The organism is uncultured Bradyrhizobium sp. (genome assembly GCF_936928535.1).
Taxonomy (GTDB): domain Bacteria; phylum Pseudomonadota; class Alphaproteobacteria; order Rhizobiales; family Xanthobacteraceae; genus Bradyrhizobium.
The window spans coordinates 95,899-117,452 of sequence record NZ_CAKZHY010000097.1 but is presented as its reverse complement, the minus strand read 5'-3'; the positions used below and the strand labels follow the sequence as shown (position 1 = coordinate 117,452).

Below are 21,554 nucleotides of genomic sequence, written 5' to 3'. Positions count from 1 at the left end.
AGGCAAAGCGAGAGGCGATGCCCGTCAGCGACGATTTCCAGAAGGCGCAGCGTTTCCGCGAGGCGGCACTGCCCTATCTCGACGACGTCTACACGCTCGCACGCTACCTGCTGCGCGACGCCTCCGACGCGGAGGACGCGGTGCAGGAATGCTATCTGCGCGCGCTGAAGCACTTTGACAGCTATCGCGGTCCAGCCATGAAGCCGTGGCTGTTCGCAATCCTGCGCAATGTCTGCAACGCAGAATATGCCAGGCGTGCGCACTCGCACGCCGCGATCGAGGATACGCCCGGCGCGGCCGACCAGACGCCGATGTGGCAGGAGAACGAGGCGAGCCCGGAGACCGAGGTGCTGCGCAATCGCGACGCCGGCGCCATCCGCAAGATGATCGACGCGCTCGCCGAGCCGTTCAAGGAAACCTTCGTGCTGCGGGAGATCAACAACCTGTCCTATCGTGAAATCGCCGAAGCCGTCGGTGCCCCCGTCGGCACCGTGATGTCCCGCCTTGCCCGGGCCCGTGCCATGCTGCGCGCGGCCTGGACGGCGGAAGAGGAGCACTCGAAATGACCTGCGACGAAGCAAAGATCCTGCTTCATGCGCTGCTCGACAACGAGCTCGATGCCGGCCACGCGCGCGAGGTCGAAGCCCATATCGCCACCTGCCCGGCCTGCGCCGCCGAGCTTGCCGCGCAACGCGAAATGCAGCGCGCGCTTGCCGGTGCGAAGCTGCGCTACACGGCACCGGCGAGCCTGCGCGCGCGTATCGAGGCGTCGCTCCCGCAGGCGCGGCCGCAGCCCAGCCGACGCTCGATGCTGCGCGGCTTTGCGATGGGATCGGTCGTCTCTGCGCTCGCGGCCTCAGGCGTCGTCGCCGTCGTGCTGCGCCAGGACGACCAGCAGCGCATCCTCTCGGAGGTCGTCTCCGCGCATCTGCGCTCGCTGCAGGCCGGCCACCTCATCGACGTGGTCTCGACCGACCAGCACACCGTCAAGCCGTGGTTCAACGGCAAGCTCGACGTCGCCCCGCCGGTGATCGACCTCACCGCGCAAGGTTTTACGCTGGTCGGCGGCCGGCTCGACTACGTCGATGCGCGCGCGATCGGTGCCGTCGTCTACAAGCGCCGGCAGCACATCATCAACCTGTTCGTGTCGCAGACCGCGAGCACCGAGCATCGCCCACCGAAGACGCAGACCATGCAGGGCTTCAACTGCCGCCGCTGGGGCGAGCGTGGCCTGAACTTCTGGGCCGTCAGCGATATCGGCGGCGACGAGCTCACCGAATTCGTCGACAAGTTCGAGGCGGCGATGAAGGCGAATGTGGAGGGGTAGACTCGTCAGTCGAGGAAGCGCTGGAGATCAAACGCTCGCACCGCCACGACAAATATCCCCAAGACGATCCATGTCGTGGCGACAACCAGAGCCGCACCCCTGAAACGCCTGAGGTAGACCAAGCAGTGTTGGGATACAGCTGGATCGTTAGGATCGTGCACTGTACGCATGGACGCACGTATAGCCGTAAGCGGCCCGACTGTGCGGGGCTTGGGCACCAATTGCCTGTAACTATTGTAGCTGAGCCAAGCGAAAGAGATGGATGTCGCGAATGTCAGAAATAGGAGAACTGAGACAAGGACAATCATCGATCGCATGAAACGATTCCAGCATTGCCCCGCATTGCGTGAGGCCCAAGGCGCTCACGCGAACACACTAACTATCTCGATAAAATGGACGGTGCCTACGCCGACCTTCGCACCGCGTTGTCCACCAGCGTCTTGCCGAGCGACCAGATTGCGCCGGGGACCTTGTGGCTGCCGGCGATGACGTCGTCGAAGGCGCGCTCGATCCAGTTGCAGTCTTCTTCGGTGATGGTGAGCGGCGGCAAGAGCTTGATGGTGTGGCTGCCGTGGCCAGCGACCTGGGTCAGGATCTTGTGATCCTTGAACAGCGGCACGGTGATGAGCTGGCAGAACAGGCCCTTGTTGGCGGCCTCCAGCACGTTCCAGGAGGCCCGCAGCCGCAGCGATTTCGGCGGCCCGAACTCGATGCCGATCATCAGGCCCTTGCCGCGCACTTCCTTCAGCAACTCGTAGCCGGGCACCATGCGCGTCAGCGCGAGGCGAAGCTCGGCGCCACGCTTGGCGGCAGCCTCGATCAGCTTCTCCGATTCCATCACGTCGAGCGTGGCGATGCCCGCGGCCATCGCGAGATCGTTCTTGGAGAAGGTCGAACCGTGCACCACGGCGCGGTCCATCTGATTGAAGATCTTGTCGAAGATGCTCTTGCGCGTCAGCACGGCGCCTACGGGCACGTGGCCGCCGGAGAGCGACTTCGACAACAGCACCATGTCGGGCTCGACGTTCCAGTGCTCGACCGCGAGGAAGCGGCCGGTGCGGCCCATGCCGGTCTGGATCTCGTCGGCAACGAACAGCGTGCCGTACTTCTTGCAGAGCGCGGCCGCGCCCGGCAGGAACTCGTCGGAGGGCATGTTCACGCCCTTGCCCTGAATCGGCTCGACGACGAAGGCAGCGACCTCGCGCGAGGCCAGCGCCTTCTCGAGCGCGGCGAGATCGTTGAACGGAACCGAGGTGCAACCCGGCAACAGCGGCTCGAAGCCGGTGCGGAAGTTCGAATCACCGGTCAGCGACAGCGCGCCATAGGTCAGGCCATGATAGCCGTGGGCGCAATAGACGATGCCGGGACGCCCCGTCGCGCCGCGCGCGAACTTGATCGCGGCCTCGACGCATTCGGCGCCGGAATTGGCGAAGAACGCCTTGTCGAGATAGGGAACATATTTCAACAGCCGCTCGGCGAGCACGCCGGCCAGCACCGAGACGTCGAATTGAACGAGATTGGGCAGATCGGCGTCGAGCACGCTTTTCAGCGCCTCGCGCATGACAGGATGATTGCGCCCGATCGCGAACACGCCAAAGCCGGACAAGAGGTCGAGGTAACGAGCCCCCTCGCGATCGTAAAGGTACTGCCCCTGCCCCTTCTGGAAGCCGACGTCGTAGCCGATGGTCTTGAGAACCCGGACGAACTGCTCGTTCAGGTACCTGTTATGCAGGGTGCTGCGCTGGGCCTGACGGTCCGCGAACAACTGAGACATGTCTGGAATTGGACTGTTCATCCGCTACATACTTCGGTTGAGGGCCGCTTCGTCAACTGAAAACGGCCAGCGAACGGAAAAGGGTCTGTGCGGCCTTTTGCCCTTTTTCGGACCATCTTCGCAAGCACAGCTTTAGACCATGTTGCACTGCCGAGGAACACATATGCGTTTGGCCATTTACACCGGAATAATACTGACAGCTGGTTACGCCGGCCTGACACCAGCGCTTGCTACCGATCCGACCGGCGACTGGCGAGTCGCCGACGGCGTCGCCAATATCCGTGTCGCCCAATGCAATGGCAGCATGTGGGGCGCGGTTTCCTGGGAAAAGCAGCCCGGCGGCCGCGACGAGAACAACCCGGATGTCTCAAAAAAGAACAGGCCGACATTGGGCATGGCGACCCTGATCAACATGAAGAAGACGCCCGGCGCCGAACAGTGGGAAGGTCAGGTCTACAACGCCAAGGATGGTCAGATGTATAGTGCGACCATCACGCCTGCTGGCACCGACCAACTCGAGATCAAGGGCTGCGTGCTGGGCTTCCTGTGCGGTGGCGAGACCTGGACCCGCGTCGGCCCGCCGATCCCCCCGAGCACCGCCAACGCCATGGCCAAGGGCGCGCCAAAAACCACCGGTGCGGCGCCCAAATCTGCACCGGCACAGGCTGCCGTGGCACCTGCGCCGACGGCTCCGAAGAGTGCCGCAGCCAAGCCGGGTCAGAAAGGTGCCGCCGATCCCGTCGGCGACATCTGCCTACTCCCTGAGATTGCGGGGTTTGCCCATTAGGGCCGGCTGGAACAGCAGCACTGCGGCAAGCGTCGTCACCAGCGACAAGGCGAGCAGCTTGCCCATGCTGGACGTGCCCGGATGGCTCGACAGCCACAAGCTGCCGAACGCCGTCGCCGTCGTCAGTGCGCTGAAAAAGATCGCCCGCGTCAGGCTGGTCTGAAGCAGGTTTGTCCTGCCGGACCGCCACGCGACGACATAATAGATCTTGAACGCGACGCCGACGCCGAGCAGCAGCGGAAACGCGACGATATTGGCGAAGTTGAGCGGCAGGCCGATCAACACGCAGATCTCGAGCGTGACTGCGCCCGCAACCAGCAGCGGCACCAGGGTCATCGCAACGTCGACCAGACGACGCAACGTGATCCACAGCAACAGGCCGATCACCAGCAGCGCATAGATGCCGGCATGGATGAACGCTCTCACCACGGTGTCGCCGGATTTCAGGATCGAGACCGGTCCGCCAATCGCGGTCGGCTCGGCATCGAGCACAGCCGCCGCAAACTTGCGCAGCGTATCATTGTCATTCGGATCGCCCTTGGGCTGAGCCTCGACGCGGATGATGCCATCCTTGCTCTTCCAGGCATTGACGAGGTCGGGCGGCAGTGAGTTCAGGGTGACGGGACCTGCCTGCATCGCGTTTCTGAGCTGGTCGAACACGATCTTCATCGGCGTGACGAACACGTCCTGCGCCTTGTTGCGCGTCGCCTCATCCGAGTTGGCAAGCTTCTCCAGCGCATCCGCGAGCCGGCGCGAGGCGACCGCGCCCGGGCCCTTGGCGTCGCCTGCAGTGCGGCGCAGATTGTCGACCGAGGATTTCAGCGACTCGACGTTCTCCTGATCCGACGGCGCCGCATCGATCTGGTCCGGGTTGAGCGCGGGATTCAGGATCTTGGCGCCCTGCGCGATCAGCTTCAGCTTCGGCTGTTGGTCATCAGGCACGAAACTGTCTAGCGACATCACCCGCAGCACCTCCGGGACCTTTTCGAGCTTCGCCTCGACCTGCTTGGCCTGCTCTTCCGATGTGGTCATCACGTTGATGGCATTGGCGCCGGTGTTAGGGTCCTTGCGCAGGTCGAGGAAGGTTGCGATCGATTCGGCCCTCGGGTTGCGCAGGTTCATCGGGTTGAAGTCGAACTTCATGAAGTAGAGCAGCGGCAGGCCCGCGAGCGCGAGCAGCAGCGTGCCGCCGACGACCAGCACGCGATGCTTCTCGAGGAAATGATCAAGCGGCGCCAGGAAGGCGTAGCCGACCGGCTCCTTCTCGCCGGGCGGATTCAACAGCTTCAACAGCGCCGGCAGGATGGTGATCGAGGAGATGAACGCCACCAGCATGCCCACGCCGGCGATCTGGCCGAGTTCGGCGATGCCCTTGTAGTCCGTCGGGATGAAGCAGAGAAAGCCGGCCGCGGTGGCCATCGCCGCGAGCGACAGCGGGATCGCGGAGCGCTTGGCCGCAAGCACCAGCGCCTTGCCGAGATCATTGACCTTGTAACGCTCCGAACGGTAGCGGACGCTGTACTGGATGCCGAAATCGACGCCGAGGCCGACGAACAGCACCGCAAACGCGATCGACAGCAGATTGAGCGAGCCGACCATCATCAGGCCCGCGGCGGTGGTGATCGCGAGGCCGACGAAGAGATTGACGAACACCGCGAAGATGATCTTCGCCGAATGCAGCGCCAGCCACAGGATGAAGAGCACGACAAGCACGGTGCCGACGCCGTTGACGACGGCGCCTTCCTGGACAGTGGCGTATTCCTCGTTGGCGATCGGGACCGGGCCCGTCAGCCGCACCCGCGCCTGGTATTTCGTCGCGAAATCGAGATCGACCGCAGCCTTGCGGATCGCGTCGGTCGCTCCCTTGCCGGGCTCCAGCGCGTTGTAGTCGAGGATCGGCTTGAACTCGATGAAGGCTCGCTTGTCCGAGTCGGACAGCGGCTTGTCGCTGACGAACTCGCGCCAGGAGAAGATCGGATTGCCCTTGTTGAGCACAGTCTCGACCGTGTCTGCGATCTGGTTGAACGGTCGCTCGGTGCTGTCGAGCTTGACCTCGCCTCGCTTGACGCCCGCAAGCCCGGTCTCCAGCGCGCCGGTCAGGCCGCGGATCGAGGGATCGCCGGCCATGATCTCGATCAGGGGCGCTGCGGATTCGAACTGGCTGGTGATCTTGCCGACTTCCTCGGTCGGCAGGAACAACAGGCCGTTCTTCTCGAAGAACTCACCGGTGCCGAGCTGCTGCATCGACTGGAATTCGGTCTTGTTGTCCTTGAGCTTGGCAAACAGTGCGTCCGAGGCCGCGGTCGCCATCTCCGGTGTCGAGGCCTCGACGACCGCGAGAATCGTGGCGTCGCGATCGAAGGCACGGTCGAACTGCTGATCGCGCTGGCGCCAGTCCAGATTCTGGGCAATCAGCGAATTGATGTCAGTGTTGATGGCGAAGTGTCGGGACGTGTAATAGCCCGCCCCCACCGCCAGCAGGAGCCCGAGAACGACGACGAGGGAGGCAAACCGGGTACAGGCCCTGACGATGGCAACGACTACGCTTTGCAGCACGTATTTTCTTTCTGGTTTTAACAGCTTGCCGAAAACGCCCGCTGTTTATCGGAGTTCCGGAACGAAACCTATTGCTGTTTTGAGTGGTTCCCGACGGAACAAGGTTCAGTGTGAACGTCGGGAGACCATGGCAAAATCATGCGGGACGGCCGGTATAGCCGGAGACTTGAGGCGGCAAAGTGACGAAGGAGTGAGCACAAACGTCACCGCCTTGCCCTCATCAAACCAACTACTATAATACCTTCAACTGGCGCCACCTGGAGCCCGCGGCTCACGCCGACCTTCCCTTATTGCCGATTTTTTGACACAAAATGCTGTGCCTGCATGCGCCGGGGCCCAAATGGGTGGGCGGTTACCGCGGTTGCGACACCAATGGTGCGGATATTGCAGCATTGGCCGATGTCGGGGTGCCGCCGGGGACAATGAAGCGGATTGGTGCAACTTGCGTGATGGACGTCCAATGGAAGTTTATCTAGCGCAGCCGCGCGGCTTTTGTGCGGGCGTGGTGCGCGCGATCGAGATCGTCGAGCGGGCGCTGGAGAAATACGGCCCGCCGGTCTACGTGCGCCACGAGATCGTGCACAACAAATACGTGGTCGAAAGCCTGAAAGCCAAAGGGGCGGTCTTCGTCGAGGAGCTGTCCGAAGTTCCGCCGAAGGCCGTGACCGTTTTCAGCGCCCATGGCGTCGCCCGCAGCGTCGAGGAAGAGGCCGCCGCGCGCGACCTTCCGGTGCTGAATGCCACCTGCCCCCTGGTCACGAAAGTTCACAATCAGGGGAAGCGCTACATCACCAAGGGCCGTACCCTGATCCTGATCGGCCATGCCGGCCACCCCGAGGTCGAGGGTACGATGGGCCAGGTTCCCGGCCCGGTTCTGCTGGTTCAGAGCGTCGAAGAGGCCAAGGCCCTGATGCTGCCCCCGGATAGGCCAGTGGCCTACATCACCCAGACCACCCTGTCGGTCGACGACACCAAGGGCATTATTGAAGCCCTTCAAGCCAAATTTACAGATATTCAAGGCCCAGACATCCGGGATATCTGCTATGCGACACAGAACCGCCAATCTGCGGTATGGGACTTGAGCAAGCTGGTCGACGTGATCTTGGTGGTGGGCGCTGCCAATAGCTCGAACTCGAACAGGCTCCGCGAAATCGGCACTGAGGCCGGCGTCGCGAGTTATCTGATCGCCGACGGCAGTGAGCTCAATCCGGAGTGGTTGAAAGGTGCCAAGTCAGTCGGCCTCACGGCCGGCGCCTCGGCGCCCGAGGTGCTGGTGGATGACGTGATCGAAGCGCTGCGGCGGATCGGACCGGTGACGGTCTCGGTGCTCCCGGGCCGCGAGGAAAACATCGAATTCAGGCTTCCGGCCGAGCTGGCTGCAAGCTGACCTACCGAATTTCAAGCCCAGAAAGAAACGTGTAATGGCAATCCCCTTCTTCAAGGAAATGCGTATCGGCGGCTATTTGCTCAAGCAGAAACTGCTTGGCCGCAAACGCTATCCGCTCGTGCTGATGCTCGAGCCGCTGTTCCGCTGCAACCTCGCCTGCGTCGGTTGCGGCAAGATCGACTATCCGGATGCGATCCTCAACCGCCGCATGACCGCCCAGGAGTGCTGGGACGCGGCCGACGAGTGCGGCGCGCCGATGGTGGCGATCCCCGGCGGCGAGCCGCTGATCCACAAGGAGATCGGCGAGATCGTGCGCGGCCTCGTCGCGCGCAAGAAGTTTGTCTCGCTCTGCACCAACGCGCTGTTGCTCGAGAAGAAGCTCGATCTGTTCGAGCCCTCGCCCTACCTGTTCTTCTCCGTCCATCTCGACGGCCTGAAGGACCATCACGACAAGGCCGTATCGCAGCAGGGCGTGTTCGACCGCGCCGTCTCCGCGATCAAAGCGGCCAAGGCGCGCGGCTTCACCGTCAACGTCAACGCCACCATCTTCGACGGCCATCCGGCCGAGGAGATCGCGAAGTTCCTCGACCTCACCGTCGAGCTCGGCGTCGGCGTCTCGATGTCGCCCGGCTACGCCTATGAGCGCGCGCCGGACCAGGAGCACTTCCTCAACCGCACCAAGACCAAGAAGCTGTTCCGCGACGTCTTTGCGATGGGCAAGGGCAAGAAGTGGAACTTCATGCATTCCGGCCTGTTCCTCGACTTCCTCGCCGGCAACCAGGAATACGAGTGCACGCCGTGGGGCATGCCCGCGCGCAACATCTTCGGTTGGCAGAAGCCCTGCTACCTCCTGGGTGAAGGCTACGCCAAGACCTTCAAGGAGCTGATGGACACCACGGACTGGGAGACCTACGGCACCGGCAAGTACGAGAAGTGCGCCGACTGTATGGCCCATTGCGGCTACGAGCCGACGGCCGCGACCGCCGCGCTGAACAACCCGATCAAGGCGATGTGGGTGTCGCTGCGCGGCATCAAGACCACCGGCCCGATGGCGCCGGAGATCGACATGTCGAAGCAGCGCCCGGCGCAGTACATCTTCTCCGAGCAGGTCCAGAAGAAGCTGTCGGATATCCGCAAGGACGAAGCCGAGGCTGCGGCGGCGAAGGCGGCACGGAAGGCCTCGACGGCTGCGTAAGCAGCGCCGGTCGATCCGAATAAACAAGGCCCGGTCGCTGATGGCGACCGGGCCTTTTGTTTTGTTCGACGATGCGCGGGCTGGGCTCCCTCTCCTCCTCGCATTCCGACAAAAATGAAAAACAACCCCATGCACAGTAGAAGCGCAATGGCTCACCGGCACGAGGACGAGGGCCTAAGCAACCTGCTCGTTGAGCCCGCGAGAAATATCCAAATGCTTCCAGATTGATTTATCATCCATGATGATCGCAATCTGATCGTAGAAAGCCTTCAACTCGTTCTCATAATCGTGGTCATCCGTCTCGAAGTCCGCCGATCGCGTCTTATAGAGCTGCAACGCCGTGTTCATTATCTTCTGGAGATCGCCCTTGTAGTGCGAGCGTAGCTCCTCGCCTCTCCAGAACTCCTCGAAGCGCGGAGCCGTTCCGAGTTCGTGAAACCAGGATACCCAGGTTGCGAACACTTCATCAGGGACCTCCTTGCGATAGGAGATGATGATCTCGAACAGATTCAGGATCTGGCAAATTTGCCAGTAGGTTTTCTCTTTGATGTGCTGTCGGTCGGTGGGTTCAACATCCTTGCCATCGAGATAGAGCGGGATCTCCGGATTCTCGACGCACGCCTGAAACACCCGCATCGACTGGAATTCGAGCGCGAGATAATTGTCGCGCTTGCGATGCTTCCTGTCGTGGGACCAAGTGTAAAGATACGTCACGACTCCAAGGAAGCCGAGGAGTAAAGTTGCTGCGGCCTCAGAATGCTGAGTGAAATGCTCTGCAATTGAACCAAACATAATGCGCGCCTCCGGCAGCGATTAAAATGTGCTATTCCTTCTGCTCAAAATTCCCAACACCACGACTTACGACAAACTCATACGCGGCCAATCAACCGCCTACGTCTTTCTTAGATCTTGCATCATGACCACCGAGACAGGCCTAAATCCCATTCGCTCAAACAGATGATGCGCCCGATCGTTCTGGATTCCGCTTTCCAGGAACAATCGCTTGATGCCTGCGGCGAGCATCTGGCTCTTGATCCAATCCATGATCAATTCTCCTCGCCCACCATCGCGCAGCTTCTTGTCAATGACGATGTCTTCGATCACGCCAAATGGCACCGCCGCGCTGCGTGACATCGTAATGAGCGCAAGGCCGACAAGGCGTCGACCTTCGTAAGCCTCAATTACTCCGCTCCAATTCCTTCCGATTGGCAATTTACGCCGCGGCTGCTTCAGCCTTGCGCCAATCTCCTTCGCCAGCACGTACTCGATATTCTTCGCCCATTTTCCGGGCCGCACAGCGCGATATCCTTGTAGCTCGGAGTGCGAGATATACTGGGGTGCCAGACTCTTCCCGAATAGCGACACCAAGCCTTTCAAGCTGGAGTTCTTGTCTGCAATCGAAATTTCCATGGGCGGCCTCATTGCATCCGGTCTCCCGGCAAATCTATCGATTCACGACCTAGGCCGCCAAGAACTCGCTAAGGTCGTCGAGCCAAGTCGCATCGGACGACCTCAGCGCGCAACAGTGCAATCAATATTCGAGACGACGCCTCAGTCAGCGCAGCAGGCGCGGACCCCAAAATAGCCAGCCGCGCAACATTCTAGTGCATCGCTGCTTCGACGCAACCCTAACGAGATTACGGGAATACCATCATGCGGGCTAAGGAGGTGTTCAATTCGCTTGAGAGAGCGCGCACGGCCTCCACATCGTCGGATGCTCAGCAATCCAGGTTGTCACTGCGAATGAATCTGGATTGCTTCGTCACATCGGCGCAAAATAGCTTCGCTCTACCCACCAAGATCGCGCAGCCGATTTGGCGCGCAGTCGGCCAGGCGATGGCCGCGACGGCGGAGAGCGATGATGGAGCAGCGTTGGGTTTCGCAAGGGCTCAACCCCATTCTAGGAGCTCCTCGCAAATGACGGCGAGATAGCATTCCTCCTTCGGATGGAGCGCAGGCAATCGAAGCTACGCATAAAACAAAAAGGCCGGGTCGCTCGACCGGGCCCTTTGGTTTGATCAGCGCGACAACCCCGCTCAGATCGTCTCCGCCATCAGCGCCTCGCTGTCCAGCAGCTCCGTCCCGATCAGGAAATCGCGGCAGCCGCGAAGCGAGCGGAGCGCGCGGTTGAAGTCGAGGCCGGTCGAGACCAGCGCGTGGAGGGTTGTCGGATTGCGGACGATGCCGCGCAGGACGGCGGCGAGGTCGATCTGACCGTTCGGCTTGATGGCGGCACGGGCGAGCGCCGGCAGCGCGCGGTGGGCGGGGTCGCTGATGACGCGCACCGCGGCGAACGGCAGGCCGGCTTCAGTGGCGTAGGCGGCCGCGATGTGGCTTTCCATGTCGACGGCGGAGGCGCCGGTTTCCGAATGCAGCGCCGCCTTGCAGGATGAGCCGGTGACCACTTCCTCGGCACCGGCGAGGCTGCCGCGCACGACGCGGCGACGGCCGGAGGTCAGCTTGTCGATGAGGTCGTCGCTGAGCGACAGGCCGGCACCCCAGCGGTCATCGCCCGAAAGCACCTCGGTCGCCACCACGACGTCGCCGGAGCGCAGGCTCGGGTCAAGCCCGCCGGCCACGCCGAACGAGATCACGCCGCGAATCGTTTCGGGATCGACCACCGTCAGGAGCGCGCGCAACTGGGCCGGGCTGCTGGACGAGCAAATGACCGCCATCCCGGGGCCAGCCGCGATGCGGGCCTCCTGGACCAGTCCGGTCACGATCAAGATCGGCCGCGGATCAATGGCATTGCCCGCGGTAAAATAGTCCCCCGTCCCCGTCGTCACATTCCGACCCCTACCACCCTGCTGTTGGTGTTCCGCAAGTTCCGATATCGCGCCAGCGCCCACAGCGGGAAGAACTTCGGGTAACCATGATACCGCAGATAGAACACGCGGGGGAAGCCTGTGGCGGTATACCGCTGCTCGTCCCACAGTCCTTTTTCGTTTTGTGTTGCAATCAGGTACTCCACCCCGCGGGCGACGGCCGGGTGATCAACCTCGCCAGCAGCCATCAAGGCAAGCAAGGCCCATGCCGTTTGCGAGGCGGTCGAGGGGGCGGGTTCCCATCCCCGGTAATCCAGCCGGTAGCTGACCGCGTCCTCGCCCCAGCCGCCGTCCTTGTTCTGGATCGAGGCCAGCCAGCCAGCCGCCTTCCGGACCATGGGATCGTCGTGGCGGAGGCCGGCCATGTTGAGGGCACACAGCACCGACCAGGTTCCGTAAATGAAGTTCATGCCCCAGCGGCCGTACCAGGACCCCTCAGGGTGCTGGGTCTTGCGCAAGTAAGCGACGCCATCGGCGACGTGCTTGCTGGTCTTCTCGGTCTCGCCGAGCTGGGCCAGCATCGAGATGCAGCGCGCGGTGACATCCTCGGTCGGAGGATCGAGCAGCGCACCGTGGTCGGAGAACGGGATGTTGTTCAGGTAATATTCGAGGTTGTTGACGTCGAAGGCCGCCCAGCCGCCGTCGTCGCTCTGCATGCCCTCGATCCACTCCCGGGCGCGGTCGATCGCGGCATCATAGCCGGTGGCACCGTGCTCCCGGCGCATGCGGTCCATCGACATCACCACCACGGCGGTGTCGTCGAGATCGGGGTAGTGCGCGTTGTTGTACTGGAAGGCCCAGCCGCCCGGACGCACGTCGGGCCGCTTCACCGCCCAGTCGCCTTTCACGGCAAGCTCCTGCTTCGGGATCAGCCAGTCGAGGCCCTGCTTTGCCGCAGGCACCGCCTTGTCGCCGCCGGCTTCCAGCAGCGCATGCGCCGTCAGCGTGGTGTCCCACACCGGCGAGACGCAGGGCTGGCAATAGGCCTCCTCGCCATTGATCACGAGCAGCTTGTCGATGCCCCGGCGCGTGATCGCACGCGGCGGGAAGGTCTCGTCCTTGCCGAGCGCCTCATACATCATGACGATGTTGGCCATGGGCGGATAGATCGCACCCATGCCGTCCTCGCCATTGAGCCGCTCTTCGATGAAGGCGAGCGCGGCGTCGATCGCGCGCTTGCGCAGGCTCTTCGGAAACAGCGGCTCGACCACGCGCAAGATGCCGTCGAGCGCGCGGAACAGCACGAACCAGGCCATGCTCTGGTGCGGCGCTTTCGCGGTCATGCCGATCGAGCGCGGATCCTGCAGGAAGAGCTCGTCGATGCCGACGCCTTTGGGATTCTTCGCGCGCGGCTTCAGCGCCGCGATCACCATCAGCGGCACCATGGTGGTGCGGGCCCAGTAGGAGATCTTGTTGAGATGGAACGGCGACCAGAACGGCAGCAGCACGATCTCGATCGGCAGCACCGGCACCGCGCGCCAGGTCACGACGCCGAAGGTTGCGAGCAGGAAGCGGGTGAAGACGTTGCTGTTGATCGCACCACCGCGGGCGTGGATCGCCTCGCGCGCTCGCACCATGTGCGGCGCGTCCACGGAATCGCCGATCATCTTCAGCGCGAAGTAAGCCTTCACGCTGGCGCTCATGTCGAACTCGCCGTCATGCACCAGCGGCCAGCCGCCATGGGCGCCCTGGACGCGGCGCAGATAGTTGGCGATCTTGGCCTCGAGCGCGGTGTCGACCGGCTCGGCGAGATAATGGCGCAGCAGGATATATTCGGCCGGAATGGTGCAGTCGGCCTCGAGCTCGAACACCCAATGACCGTCGGATTGCTGGAAGCCGAGCACGCCCTGCGTGGCCGATGCAATGCTCGATTCCAAAGCTTCGCGGCTGCTCGCGGTCACGGAATCCATGTCGCTCGATTGCTCCTGACGTCGATTGAAAACGACGGACACATGGCCCGTCAGGGCCGCTTTGCAGCCAAAACCAGATCGGCGGCGCGATCACCCGACCGGACCGATCCCTCGATCGTTGCTGGCAATCCCGTAGCAGTCCAGTCGCCGGCAAGGAACAGGTTTTTCAGCGGCGTGACTGGCCCCGGACGCAGGGCATTCTGGGCCGGCGTTGCCGCAAATGTGGCACGGCGCTCACGCACGATCTGCCAGGGCGGCAGCTCGCCGCAGACGCCACCGGCGGCGCAGACATCGTTCCAGATCGTCTGCGCGAGTTCCTCGCGCGGCATGTCGACCAGGCGGTCGCCATTGCTGATGGTGACGGAGAGCCGGTTCGGGAACGCAAACAGCCATTCCACGACGCCGCCGATCACGCCGAGGATCGGCGCTGCGCCCGGCGGCGGCTCGAAGCGGAAATGCGCGTTCACGATGGCGCGGAATTCGGTCGGCGCGGTCAGGCCCGGCAGCAGGCTCGTCGCCGCGCGCGGCGGCACGGCCATCACGATGACGTCGCCCGCGCCAAGCTGGACCACATCCTCGCCGCCGAAATTCAGCGCGCTCACCTTGCCGTCAGCGGTGACGAAGGAGCGCAGCTCATGGCCGAGCTGAACGCTGTGGCCGCGCTCCTGCAAATACTTCACCGCGGGCTCGATCAGCACCGCGCTGAGGCCGTCGCGCGCGATCAGCGGACGGCAGGCCTGCCCGCCCGCCAGCAGCGTCTCGCGCACGATCGCGCCGGCAAGCCCGGCCGAGCCTTCGGGCGGATCGACATTGAGCGCGGCAAGCAGCAGCGGCTGCACCAGGCGATGATAGAGCGTGCCTTCGCAGGGAATGGACTTGCCGACCAGCGTCTGTTCAGACGCCCAGATCAGCGGCGCCAGCTTGAGATAATCGGTGAGGCCGGTGTCGGGCACGCGGCGGCTCTCATCGAGCACCCAAGTCGGCAGACGACCATTGCCGAGATCGATCTGCCAGCGCTGCCCGGTCTTGATGTCGACGAAGGGAAACTGCGCGCTTTCAGGCCCGACCAGGCCCGCCTCGGTGCCGATCGAGCGTGCATAGGCGCGCGCGTGGCTGTTGCCGGACAGCAGCAGATGATTGCCGTTGTCGATGGTGAGATTGGTGGCGCCGTCGAAATAGGAGCGGCAGCGGCCGCCGGCCTGGTGCGTCGCCTCGTGCACGGCGACCTTGTAGCCGGCGTTGGCGAGCCGCACAGCGGCGGAGAGGCCGGAAATTCCAGCGCCGATGATGTGAGCTGTGTTTTGCATCAGATGAAAGCGTAGCGGAGCAGGATCAGGATGCGTGTGACCTTCGACACACGCACCTGACCGCGCGGCGCGTTGAAGCCGCGCGCGATCAGGAGGTCCAGAATGGAATGGTAGTATTTCGACATGATCCGCGGCGCGCGCACCGTGCGACGCCTGTTGCGGTTCATGATCTCGTCCGATTTCTCGAAATGCGCTTTCGCGCGCTGCGCCAGCGGCAGGCAGACCTTTGGCAGCGCGCGCTCGGCGATCACGCGGTTCGGATCGTCAGAGGTGATGCCGGCATGCAGCAGCGCCTCGCGCGGCAGATAGAGCCGGCCGAGGCCCGCATCCTCGTCGATGTCGCGCAGGATATTGGTGAGCTGGAGCGCGCGGCCGAGGTGATAGGCAAGCAGGATGCCGTCCTCTTCCGGCAGGCCGAACACCCGCACCGACAGCCGCCCCACGGCGCTGGCGACACGGTCGCAGTACAAATCCAGCGTCGCCATATCAGGCGCGCGGATGTCCTGCGGCACGTCCATCTCCATGCCGTCGACGATGGCGAGGAAATCCTCGCGCTTCAGGGCGAAGGTCTTCACCGAGGCGACGTAGTCCTTCAGCCTCGGCGGCGGATTACCCTGGTAGAGCGCGTCGATATCGTTGCGCCATTCCTGCAGCGCGGCGAGCCGCTGATCGCGCGGGCCGTCGGAATCGGCGATGTCGTCGACCTGGCGGCAGAAGCTGTAGATCTGGAACATCGCCTCGCGCTGGTCGCGCGGCAGGATCCGCATCGCAGCGTAGAAGGAGCTGTTCGATGCGGACGAGCCATAATTGGCGCTGGGCGCGGTCGCCTCAAGCGTCATGGGCAGTCCCCGGATTGCTGATGGCCTTGCGTCCGATCGCACGGCGGCCGAGTTCACCGGCGATGCCGGCAAGGCTGAAGGCGAGCAGTTCGAACTTGTTCAGATGCACGCGCTCGCGCAGCGGATCGCGCACCTTGAGGAGGCGCACGATGCGGTCGGCATAGGCCTGGATCACCGCGACGTCGACGCCGAGGCGGACATCCCTGATCTCGGCAGCCAGCGACCGGCCCTCGCCCAGCAGCGCTTCGTTGCGCACTGCGAGCCCCTGAAGACAGGCCAGCATCGCCGGCGGCGACTGCGAAAGGCCGAGCTGCTCGACCGAGGCGCCGCTCGCGGCGAGCGCGTCGCGCGGCAGATAGACGCGGTTGAGCTCGCGATAATCCTTGCCGCAATCCTGGAGGTGATTGTTGATCTGCAGGCCCGCGCAGAGCGCGTCCGAGGCGGCCCAGGTCGAGGTGCTCTCGCCATGGACGTCGAGCATGAAGCGGCCGACCGGCATGGCCGAATAACGGCAATAGTGGATGACCTCGTCCCAGGTCTCGTAGCGCAGCTTGGTCACGTCCATGCGGAACGCGATCAGCACGTCGAGCGCGTGCCGCGGCGTCATGCCGCGCTCGGCGAGCGCACGCCGCAAAGCGACGGCCTCGGCCTGGGTCTCGCCCTTGCCGAGCAGTTCCGCCTCGAGCAGGTCGAGATAGCGCAGCTTCTCGTCCGCCGGCAGGGTGGCGTGGTCGGCAATGTCGTCGGCAGTCCGGACGAAATTGTAATAGGCCAGGATCAGCGCGCGATGACGCGGATGAATGATCCAGGACGCGACGGGAAAATTCTCGTCGCGGTCACCCTTGCCGGATCGCAATTCGCTCGCAGAGGTCATCGAGGGCTGATTCAACAATCGTTTGGACAGAAAGGGCTTTTGCGTTCGCGCGGGCTCATGCCGGCGACGCCGCCGCGGCCCCCATATAGGGGAATACGGCCGCAAAACCAATCCTGTCTCGCGATGGCAGCCCTGCCGGATCCGGCCTGAAAAGGCGGCCCCACGGCCGCCTTTATGGGCCAGTGGCCGAGCTTACTGGTTGTGGTCCTTCAGGACCTGGTCGCAGGCCTGCGAGATCTTGGCGCGGTTCTCCTTGAGGCAGGCCAGGACGGTGAAATCGCCCTGGTCGATAACCGGGCGGCAGAACTTCTGCACATCGCGCGTGCAGGCCTTCTGCTCGGCGTCCGTACCACGTCCCCCCTGCTGGGCGAACGCAGCCGTGGACAGGGTTGCCGACAGCACGGTGAGAGCGACTAGAAGCTTACGCATTGTATTCCTTCATTCTGACGGCAGAATCGCACCAATCCCGGACAGCACAGGGCGGACGACGGGAACGGATTGTTCTGATGGCAAGTTGCCACGGAGAGTGCGGCACCGGAGAAGGCACAAGCGCTGGTAAATGCGGCCAAATTGGCGCCACGCTCACCAAATCAGGTCTTCCCTCGGCCTTCATTGGCAGATGTAAGAGCTTGATACTACGTCATAATTCTGGCACGCGGCGCTTTAATGCATACCTGTTGCAGAGCTGCATCTGTCGAAGCGACCATTTGGGGCGGAAACATACGGAAACAGAAGGAAACCGGGGCCGGACCGCAGCAAGACCGCTTCGCGAGCCGGAGATGACCCGGCTTATCCGGCACAGAAGCTTGAACCTGACACAGGCTCGCAACACTAAACCTTCGATGTGGCGAGACGACCTGCGAGCAAGCGGGCGTCGTTCCAAAACGGGATATTGATGATGAAATTTTTTGGGCGATCCGAACTGGCACTCAAGGTAGCCGGCATCGGTGCCGCGCTGCTGTTCTCGGTTGCGGCAAGCCACGCTCAGTCGTCTGGCCCGTTCGCCGGCTTCGACGGCGCGTGGACCGGCACAGGCACGGTGTCGCTGTCCGACGGCTCGACCGAACGCATCCGCTGCAAGGCGGACTACAAGGTCGCCGGCACCGGCCTCAACCTCAAGCAGGCGCTGCACTGCGCGTCCGACAGCTACAAGTTCGACCTCACCAGCGACGTGACCAGCCAGGGCGACCGCATCTCGGGCAACTGGAGCGAGGCCAGCCGCAACATCTTCGGCAATCTGCAGGGCACCGCCGGCGGCGGCCAGATCGACGTGTTCGTCGAGGCCAACGGCTTTGCCGCCAATCTGACACTGCGCACCAACGGCACCAAGCAGACGGTTCAGATCTCGTCCAAGGGTGAGATCCGCGGCGTGAATATCACGATGACGAAGGGCTGATCGCCCTCCCCCGTTCGGATCAAGGATCGCGCCCCCGGTTTTCGCGAGCCGGGGGCTTTTACTTGCGCGCGACGCATTCGCAGCGGCATCTGAAATAGACTGCATCCGGGTCGCGCCCCCAGGCGTCCCAGCCGGCAAGCGCCGCCTCGATCTCGTCTGGGGTCGCGAGCGCCTTGCCTACAAGTTGCGGCCCGAGGCCGAGCAGGCTCTGCCTTGCGTCCGCAACGGCCTCAGCGCGGCTTACCGCATCGGCGCTGTGGTTGACGTAGCTCGCGCCGGCCCAGACCGGGGTGAAGCCGTGGGCGCGAAGAACAGAGCTCTGCCAGCGGCCGAAGCGCAGTGCTTCGCGGTCGTCGTGCTCATACCAGCGCTGCCAGAGATCGAGCGCGAGACGCACGCCATCAAGCTCGGGATGGAGAATGTTGCCGCCGACATCGGCGTCACGCGTGCCGAGCACGCCGCCCGGCCTCAACACACGTCGCGCTTCGGCCAGTGCGTTCGCCAGCTTCGCCTGGCTCTGATGATAGAGCACCGCATGGAAGAATACGGCGTCGAACGCATCGTCATCGAACGGAAGTGCGGTCATGTCGGCTTCGACAAAGCACGGCCTGGCCGGGCCCGCATGCGCGGCAAGCTGCCGGGCCGACGCGATCGCGTCCGGATCGATATCAACGCCGATCGCGGTGCCGACGATCTCCGCAAGCGCAGCCGTGATCGTTCCCGGGCCGCAGCCGATGTCGAGCAGCCTCATGCCGGGAATGAGGAACGGCACGAAGAACGTGGCCGCGTCGCGGCCCCGCTTCTGCTGAAACGCCGTGATCGCGCTGTCGTGCCTGATGTCGCGCATGAGACCTCCGAACCGCAAGCAGCATGCTGCGATTCGTTGGCCGCGTGATGACCCCGGTCAGATCGCCGACTTGTCGGGACCGTGAAGCCTGGCGTGCAGATTGATCAGCCACATCGCCGTCGGCCGCAAGATGAAGAGGTCGGCGACCAGCGCCGCCACCATCGAGAAGGCGCTGAGCCAGCCGAACAGTCGCAGCGAAGGCAAGTCCGAGAAGACCGTGACGACGAGACCGCAGGCCAACACCACCGTGGTCAGAATCAGCGCAGGTCCAACCAGCACGGTCGCGCGCTCCACTGCGAGCGCGGAGCCGACCCCCGGCTTGCTCTCCAATCGCAGGCGATTGAGGAAGTGGATGGTTGCGGACAGGCCAAGGCCGAACGAGACGGTGAGTGCGACGACGCTGGCGAATTGCAAGCCCTCGCCCATCGCCCACAGCACCGTACCCGACATCACCACCGGGAAGATGCCCGGCAGGATGCAGGCGAACATCACGACCCATGAGCGGAAGGCCAGACCGATGAAGATCGCGACCAGCGCGAATTCGACGGTGAGGCCGCGGTTCAGCTTCTCGATCATGCCGGCCGAGTTGCGCGCGGCAATGGCGGCAAGACCTGTCACGGCGACCTCGTAGCCGGGATGCTTCTTGCGGACGGCGTCGAGCTCGGAATCCAGCTTGTCGACGATCGGCAGGAGCTGGCTGGAGTCCTTGTCCGGCACACGGCCGGCCACGACTACCGCGTCCTGCTTGGCGTCGATGAAGCGCCGCACCAGATGCTCGGGGATAACGCCCACATATTCCTTGAGGGTCGCAACATCACTGCTGCCGGCCTTTTCGGCCAGCCAGCGGCGCAGCGTTTCCAGCGACCAGACATTGCCGACGCCGGCCGCCTTCTCCACGGTCTCGTGGACATCGGCGATGGTTTGCAGCGTTTCCGGCGAGTAGAGCGTCTCACCCTTGGGGAACGTGATCAGCACGTTGACCGGGTTCGCGCCGGTCAGCTTGGCATCGAGCCGGTTGCTGGCGGCGACCGCCTGGCGCTTGTCCGGCACCTGGTCGGCGAGGCGGTAGCGCGGCTGCAGATTGGCGTAGATGACGCCGAGGCTGGCAACGAACAGCAGCGCGATCAGGCTGAACAGGCCGGGCCGGCCGACCATGCGCACCGCGATCCAGTAGCAGAAATTGCGCAGCGCCTGCACGCCGGCATCGGCGCTCTGGAACTTGACCGCAAAGACCTTCTCGTTGCGCACGAACAGCACGCCGAACACCGGCACCAGCGACAGCACCGTCACCAGCGCGATGATGGTGGCGGCAAGGCCCGCCTCGCCGAATTTACGGATCAGGTCGGAATCGGAGAACTGGAGCGCGATGAACGAAATGCCGGCGGTACCGTGCGTCAGCACGCAGGCCGGGCCGACCACCAGCACCGCGTTCCTGAACGCGGTGAACTTGTCCTGTCCTGCGATCAGGCGGTCGCGCGCGGCGAAGGTCAGCTGCATCGAGTCCGAGAACGAGATCACCATGATGAGCGGGGTCATCACGTTCAGGAACATGTTCAGATTGAAATTGGCCCAGCCGAGCGCGCCGAGCGCGATCAGGATCGCGATCATCGGCGGGAAGGCAGCCACCACCATGAACGATATCTTGCGGAAGAAGATGATGGCGATGATACAGCCGGCGAGAATGCCGAGAATGTTGTAGGTGAGGCCGTCGCGCTCGACCGCGTTGCGGATCTCGAGCTGCATCACCGGCACGCCGGAGAGCTGCACGCTGAGCCCGGTGTCGCCGAGATCCTCCTTCATCAGCGCGCGGATGTCACCGACGGTCTTGGTCAGCTTGCTGGAGGCAACCACCTCCGGATCGAGCGACAGCACGATCAGCGCCAGCGTGCCGTCTTCCGACAAGAGCTTGCCGCGGATGATCTCGTTGTTCTTGACGGTTTCGATGAACTGGTCGTAGGCTGCCCCCTCCGGCAGCTCGGCCGGGAACAGCGCGGCCGGCAGCTTGCCCGGCGCCGGCGCCTGGCGCGCCGAGAACAGCGAGACCAGGCCGCGCGTGCCCTCGACCAGTTGCAGGTCCGTGACGAAGTCGCGCAGCTTCTCGAGATTGTTTCGCGCCAGGAGTTTCTGGCCCTCGACCACGACGAGGACGTCGAATTCCTCGGCCGGGAACTTCTTGGTGACCTCTTCGTACTGGCGGAATTCGCGGGTGTTGGAGCGGAACAGCTGCGACAGCGAATCGTCGATCTTGATCCGCTCGATGCCGAACACGGCGGCGACGATCAGCGCGACCAGAATGATGCAGGAGACGATCGGCGCCCGGACCGCGATCAGCCCGATACGCTCAAGCCCGAAGGCAATTGAGGACGCAGGCCCCTGCTCGACCTTGTCGACATGAACCTCATTCTCGCGGTGCTTTTCGAGCATGCCTTGTCCAGTTCCTAAATCGGCTCTAGCTGTGAGCTTATTGCGCCCCGCGAACGGCTTGAAAACGCCATACCAATGGGAGGCTTGCCCTTTGAAAATGCGCGGA

The 21,554-nt window shown here is 63.4% G+C and carries 18 protein-coding genes; 6 read left to right on the top strand and 12 right to left on the bottom strand.

Features of this window, described 5'->3' with window-relative positions:
* The first annotated feature begins 17 nt into the window (after positions 1-17).
* Positions 18-566 carry a sigma-70 family RNA polymerase sigma factor gene (locus Q0687_RS19895; protein WP_298880141.1) on the top strand — a complete coding sequence of 183 codons (549 nt, stop codon included), beginning with the start codon at positions 18-20 and terminating at the stop codon, positions 564-566.
* Positions 563-1,327: an anti-sigma factor gene (locus tag Q0687_RS19890; RefSeq protein WP_298880138.1), complete on the top strand. Its 765-nt coding sequence runs from the start codon at positions 563-565 to the stop codon at positions 1,325-1,327. The genes Q0687_RS19895 and Q0687_RS19890 overlap by 4 nt, the downstream gene beginning before the upstream one ends.
* A gap of 403 nt (positions 1,328-1,730) precedes the next feature.
* Here the strand turns inward: Q0687_RS19890 and hpnO are convergent, their stop codons facing one another.
* Positions 1,731-3,122 carry an aminobacteriohopanetriol synthase HpnO gene (gene hpnO / locus Q0687_RS19885; protein ID WP_298880136.1) on the bottom strand — a complete coding sequence of 464 codons (1,392 nt, stop codon included), beginning with the start codon at positions 3,120-3,122 and terminating at the stop codon, positions 1,731-1,733.
* Between the two features lie 142 nt (positions 3,123-3,264).
* On the opposite strand from hpnO, the gene Q0687_RS19880 reads away from it, so the two are divergent.
* A complete protein-coding gene (locus tag Q0687_RS19880; protein ID WP_298880134.1) occupies positions 3,265-3,888 on the top strand; it encodes a DUF2147 domain-containing protein in 624 nt (207 codons plus the stop codon).
* Here the strand turns inward: Q0687_RS19880 and Q0687_RS19875 are convergent.
* Entirely contained in the window at positions 3,856-6,444 is a 2,589-nt protein-coding gene (locus tag Q0687_RS19875; protein WP_298880132.1) for an MMPL family transporter, read from the bottom strand. The two genes, Q0687_RS19880 and Q0687_RS19875, sit on opposite strands and share 33 nt — an antisense overlap.
* A 460-nt stretch (positions 6,445-6,904) precedes the next feature.
* On the opposite strand from Q0687_RS19875, the gene ispH reads away from it, so the two are divergent.
* Both ispH and hpnH read left to right on the top strand, forming a co-directional pair.
* Positions 6,905-7,831, top strand: a complete 927-nt coding sequence (ispH, locus tag Q0687_RS19870; RefSeq protein WP_298880275.1) for a 4-hydroxy-3-methylbut-2-enyl diphosphate reductase — start codon at positions 6,905-6,907, stop codon at positions 7,829-7,831.
* Positions 7,832-7,865: 34 nt separating this feature from the next.
* Entirely contained in the window at positions 7,866-9,026 is a 1,161-nt protein-coding gene (gene hpnH / locus Q0687_RS19865; RefSeq protein ID WP_298880128.1) for an adenosyl-hopene transferase HpnH, read from the top strand.
* 174 nt (positions 9,027-9,200) lie between these two features.
* Here hpnH and Q0687_RS19860 read toward each other — a convergent pair whose 3' ends face one another.
* From Q0687_RS19860 to Q0687_RS19825, 8 genes are all read right to left on the bottom strand, one after another.
* The gene (locus Q0687_RS19860) at positions 9,201-9,818 is read right to left on the bottom strand and encodes a hypothetical protein (protein ID WP_298880126.1); all 618 of its coding nucleotides are present in this window, start codon (positions 9,816-9,818) and stop codon (positions 9,201-9,203) included.
* Between the two features lie 99 nt (positions 9,819-9,917).
* Positions 9,918-10,436: a GNAT family N-acetyltransferase gene (locus Q0687_RS19855; RefSeq protein ID WP_298880123.1), complete on the bottom strand. Its 519-nt coding sequence runs from the start codon at positions 10,434-10,436 to the stop codon at positions 9,918-9,920.
* Between the two features lie 626 nt (positions 10,437-11,062).
* Positions 11,063-11,812, bottom strand: a complete 750-nt coding sequence (locus tag Q0687_RS19850; RefSeq protein ID WP_298880121.1) for a phosphorylase — start codon at positions 11,810-11,812, stop codon at positions 11,063-11,065.
* A complete protein-coding gene (gene shc, locus Q0687_RS19845) occupies positions 11,809-13,761 on the bottom strand; it encodes a squalene--hopene cyclase (protein ID WP_298880119.1) in 1,953 nt (650 codons plus the stop codon). Before shc ends, Q0687_RS19850 begins: the two co-directional genes overlap by 4 nt.
* Positions 13,762-13,811: 50 nt before the next feature.
* Entirely contained in the window at positions 13,812-15,068 is a 1,257-nt protein-coding gene (gene hpnE, locus Q0687_RS19840; RefSeq protein ID WP_298880116.1) for a hydroxysqualene dehydroxylase HpnE, read from the bottom strand.
* Complete coding sequence (gene hpnD, locus Q0687_RS19835; RefSeq protein ID WP_298880114.1) at positions 15,068-15,907, bottom strand: presqualene diphosphate synthase HpnD; 840 nt, start codon at positions 15,905-15,907, stop codon at positions 15,068-15,070. The genes hpnE and hpnD overlap by 1 nt, the downstream gene beginning before the upstream one ends.
* Positions 15,897-16,781, bottom strand: a complete 885-nt coding sequence (gene hpnC / locus Q0687_RS19830) for a squalene synthase HpnC (protein WP_298880112.1) — start codon at positions 16,779-16,781, stop codon at positions 15,897-15,899. The genes hpnD and hpnC overlap by 11 nt, the downstream gene beginning before the upstream one ends.
* A gap of 192 nt (positions 16,782-16,973) precedes the next feature.
* Positions 16,974-17,210, bottom strand: a complete 237-nt coding sequence (locus Q0687_RS19825) for a hypothetical protein (protein ID WP_298880109.1) — start codon at positions 17,208-17,210, stop codon at positions 16,974-16,976.
* A 469-nt stretch (positions 17,211-17,679) separates the two neighbouring features.
* Between Q0687_RS19825 and Q0687_RS19820 the strand changes: the two genes are divergently transcribed.
* Positions 17,680-18,177 (top strand): hypothetical protein, encoded by a 498-nt coding sequence (locus Q0687_RS19820; protein WP_298880272.1) that lies wholly within the window; start codon positions 17,680-17,682, stop codon positions 18,175-18,177.
* Positions 18,178-18,235: 58 nt separating this feature from the next.
* Here Q0687_RS19820 and Q0687_RS19815 read toward each other — a convergent pair whose 3' ends face one another.
* Together Q0687_RS19815 and Q0687_RS19810 are read right to left on the bottom strand one after the other, a co-directional pair.
* Positions 18,236-19,024 carry a class I SAM-dependent methyltransferase gene (locus Q0687_RS19815; RefSeq protein ID WP_298880106.1) on the bottom strand — a complete coding sequence of 263 codons (789 nt, stop codon included), beginning with the start codon at positions 19,022-19,024 and terminating at the stop codon, positions 18,236-18,238.
* 57 nt (positions 19,025-19,081) lie between these two features.
* Complete coding sequence (locus Q0687_RS19810) at positions 19,082-21,448, bottom strand: MMPL family transporter (RefSeq protein WP_298880103.1); 2,367 nt, start codon at positions 21,446-21,448, stop codon at positions 19,082-19,084.
* Positions 21,449-21,554 lie beyond the last annotated feature (106 nt).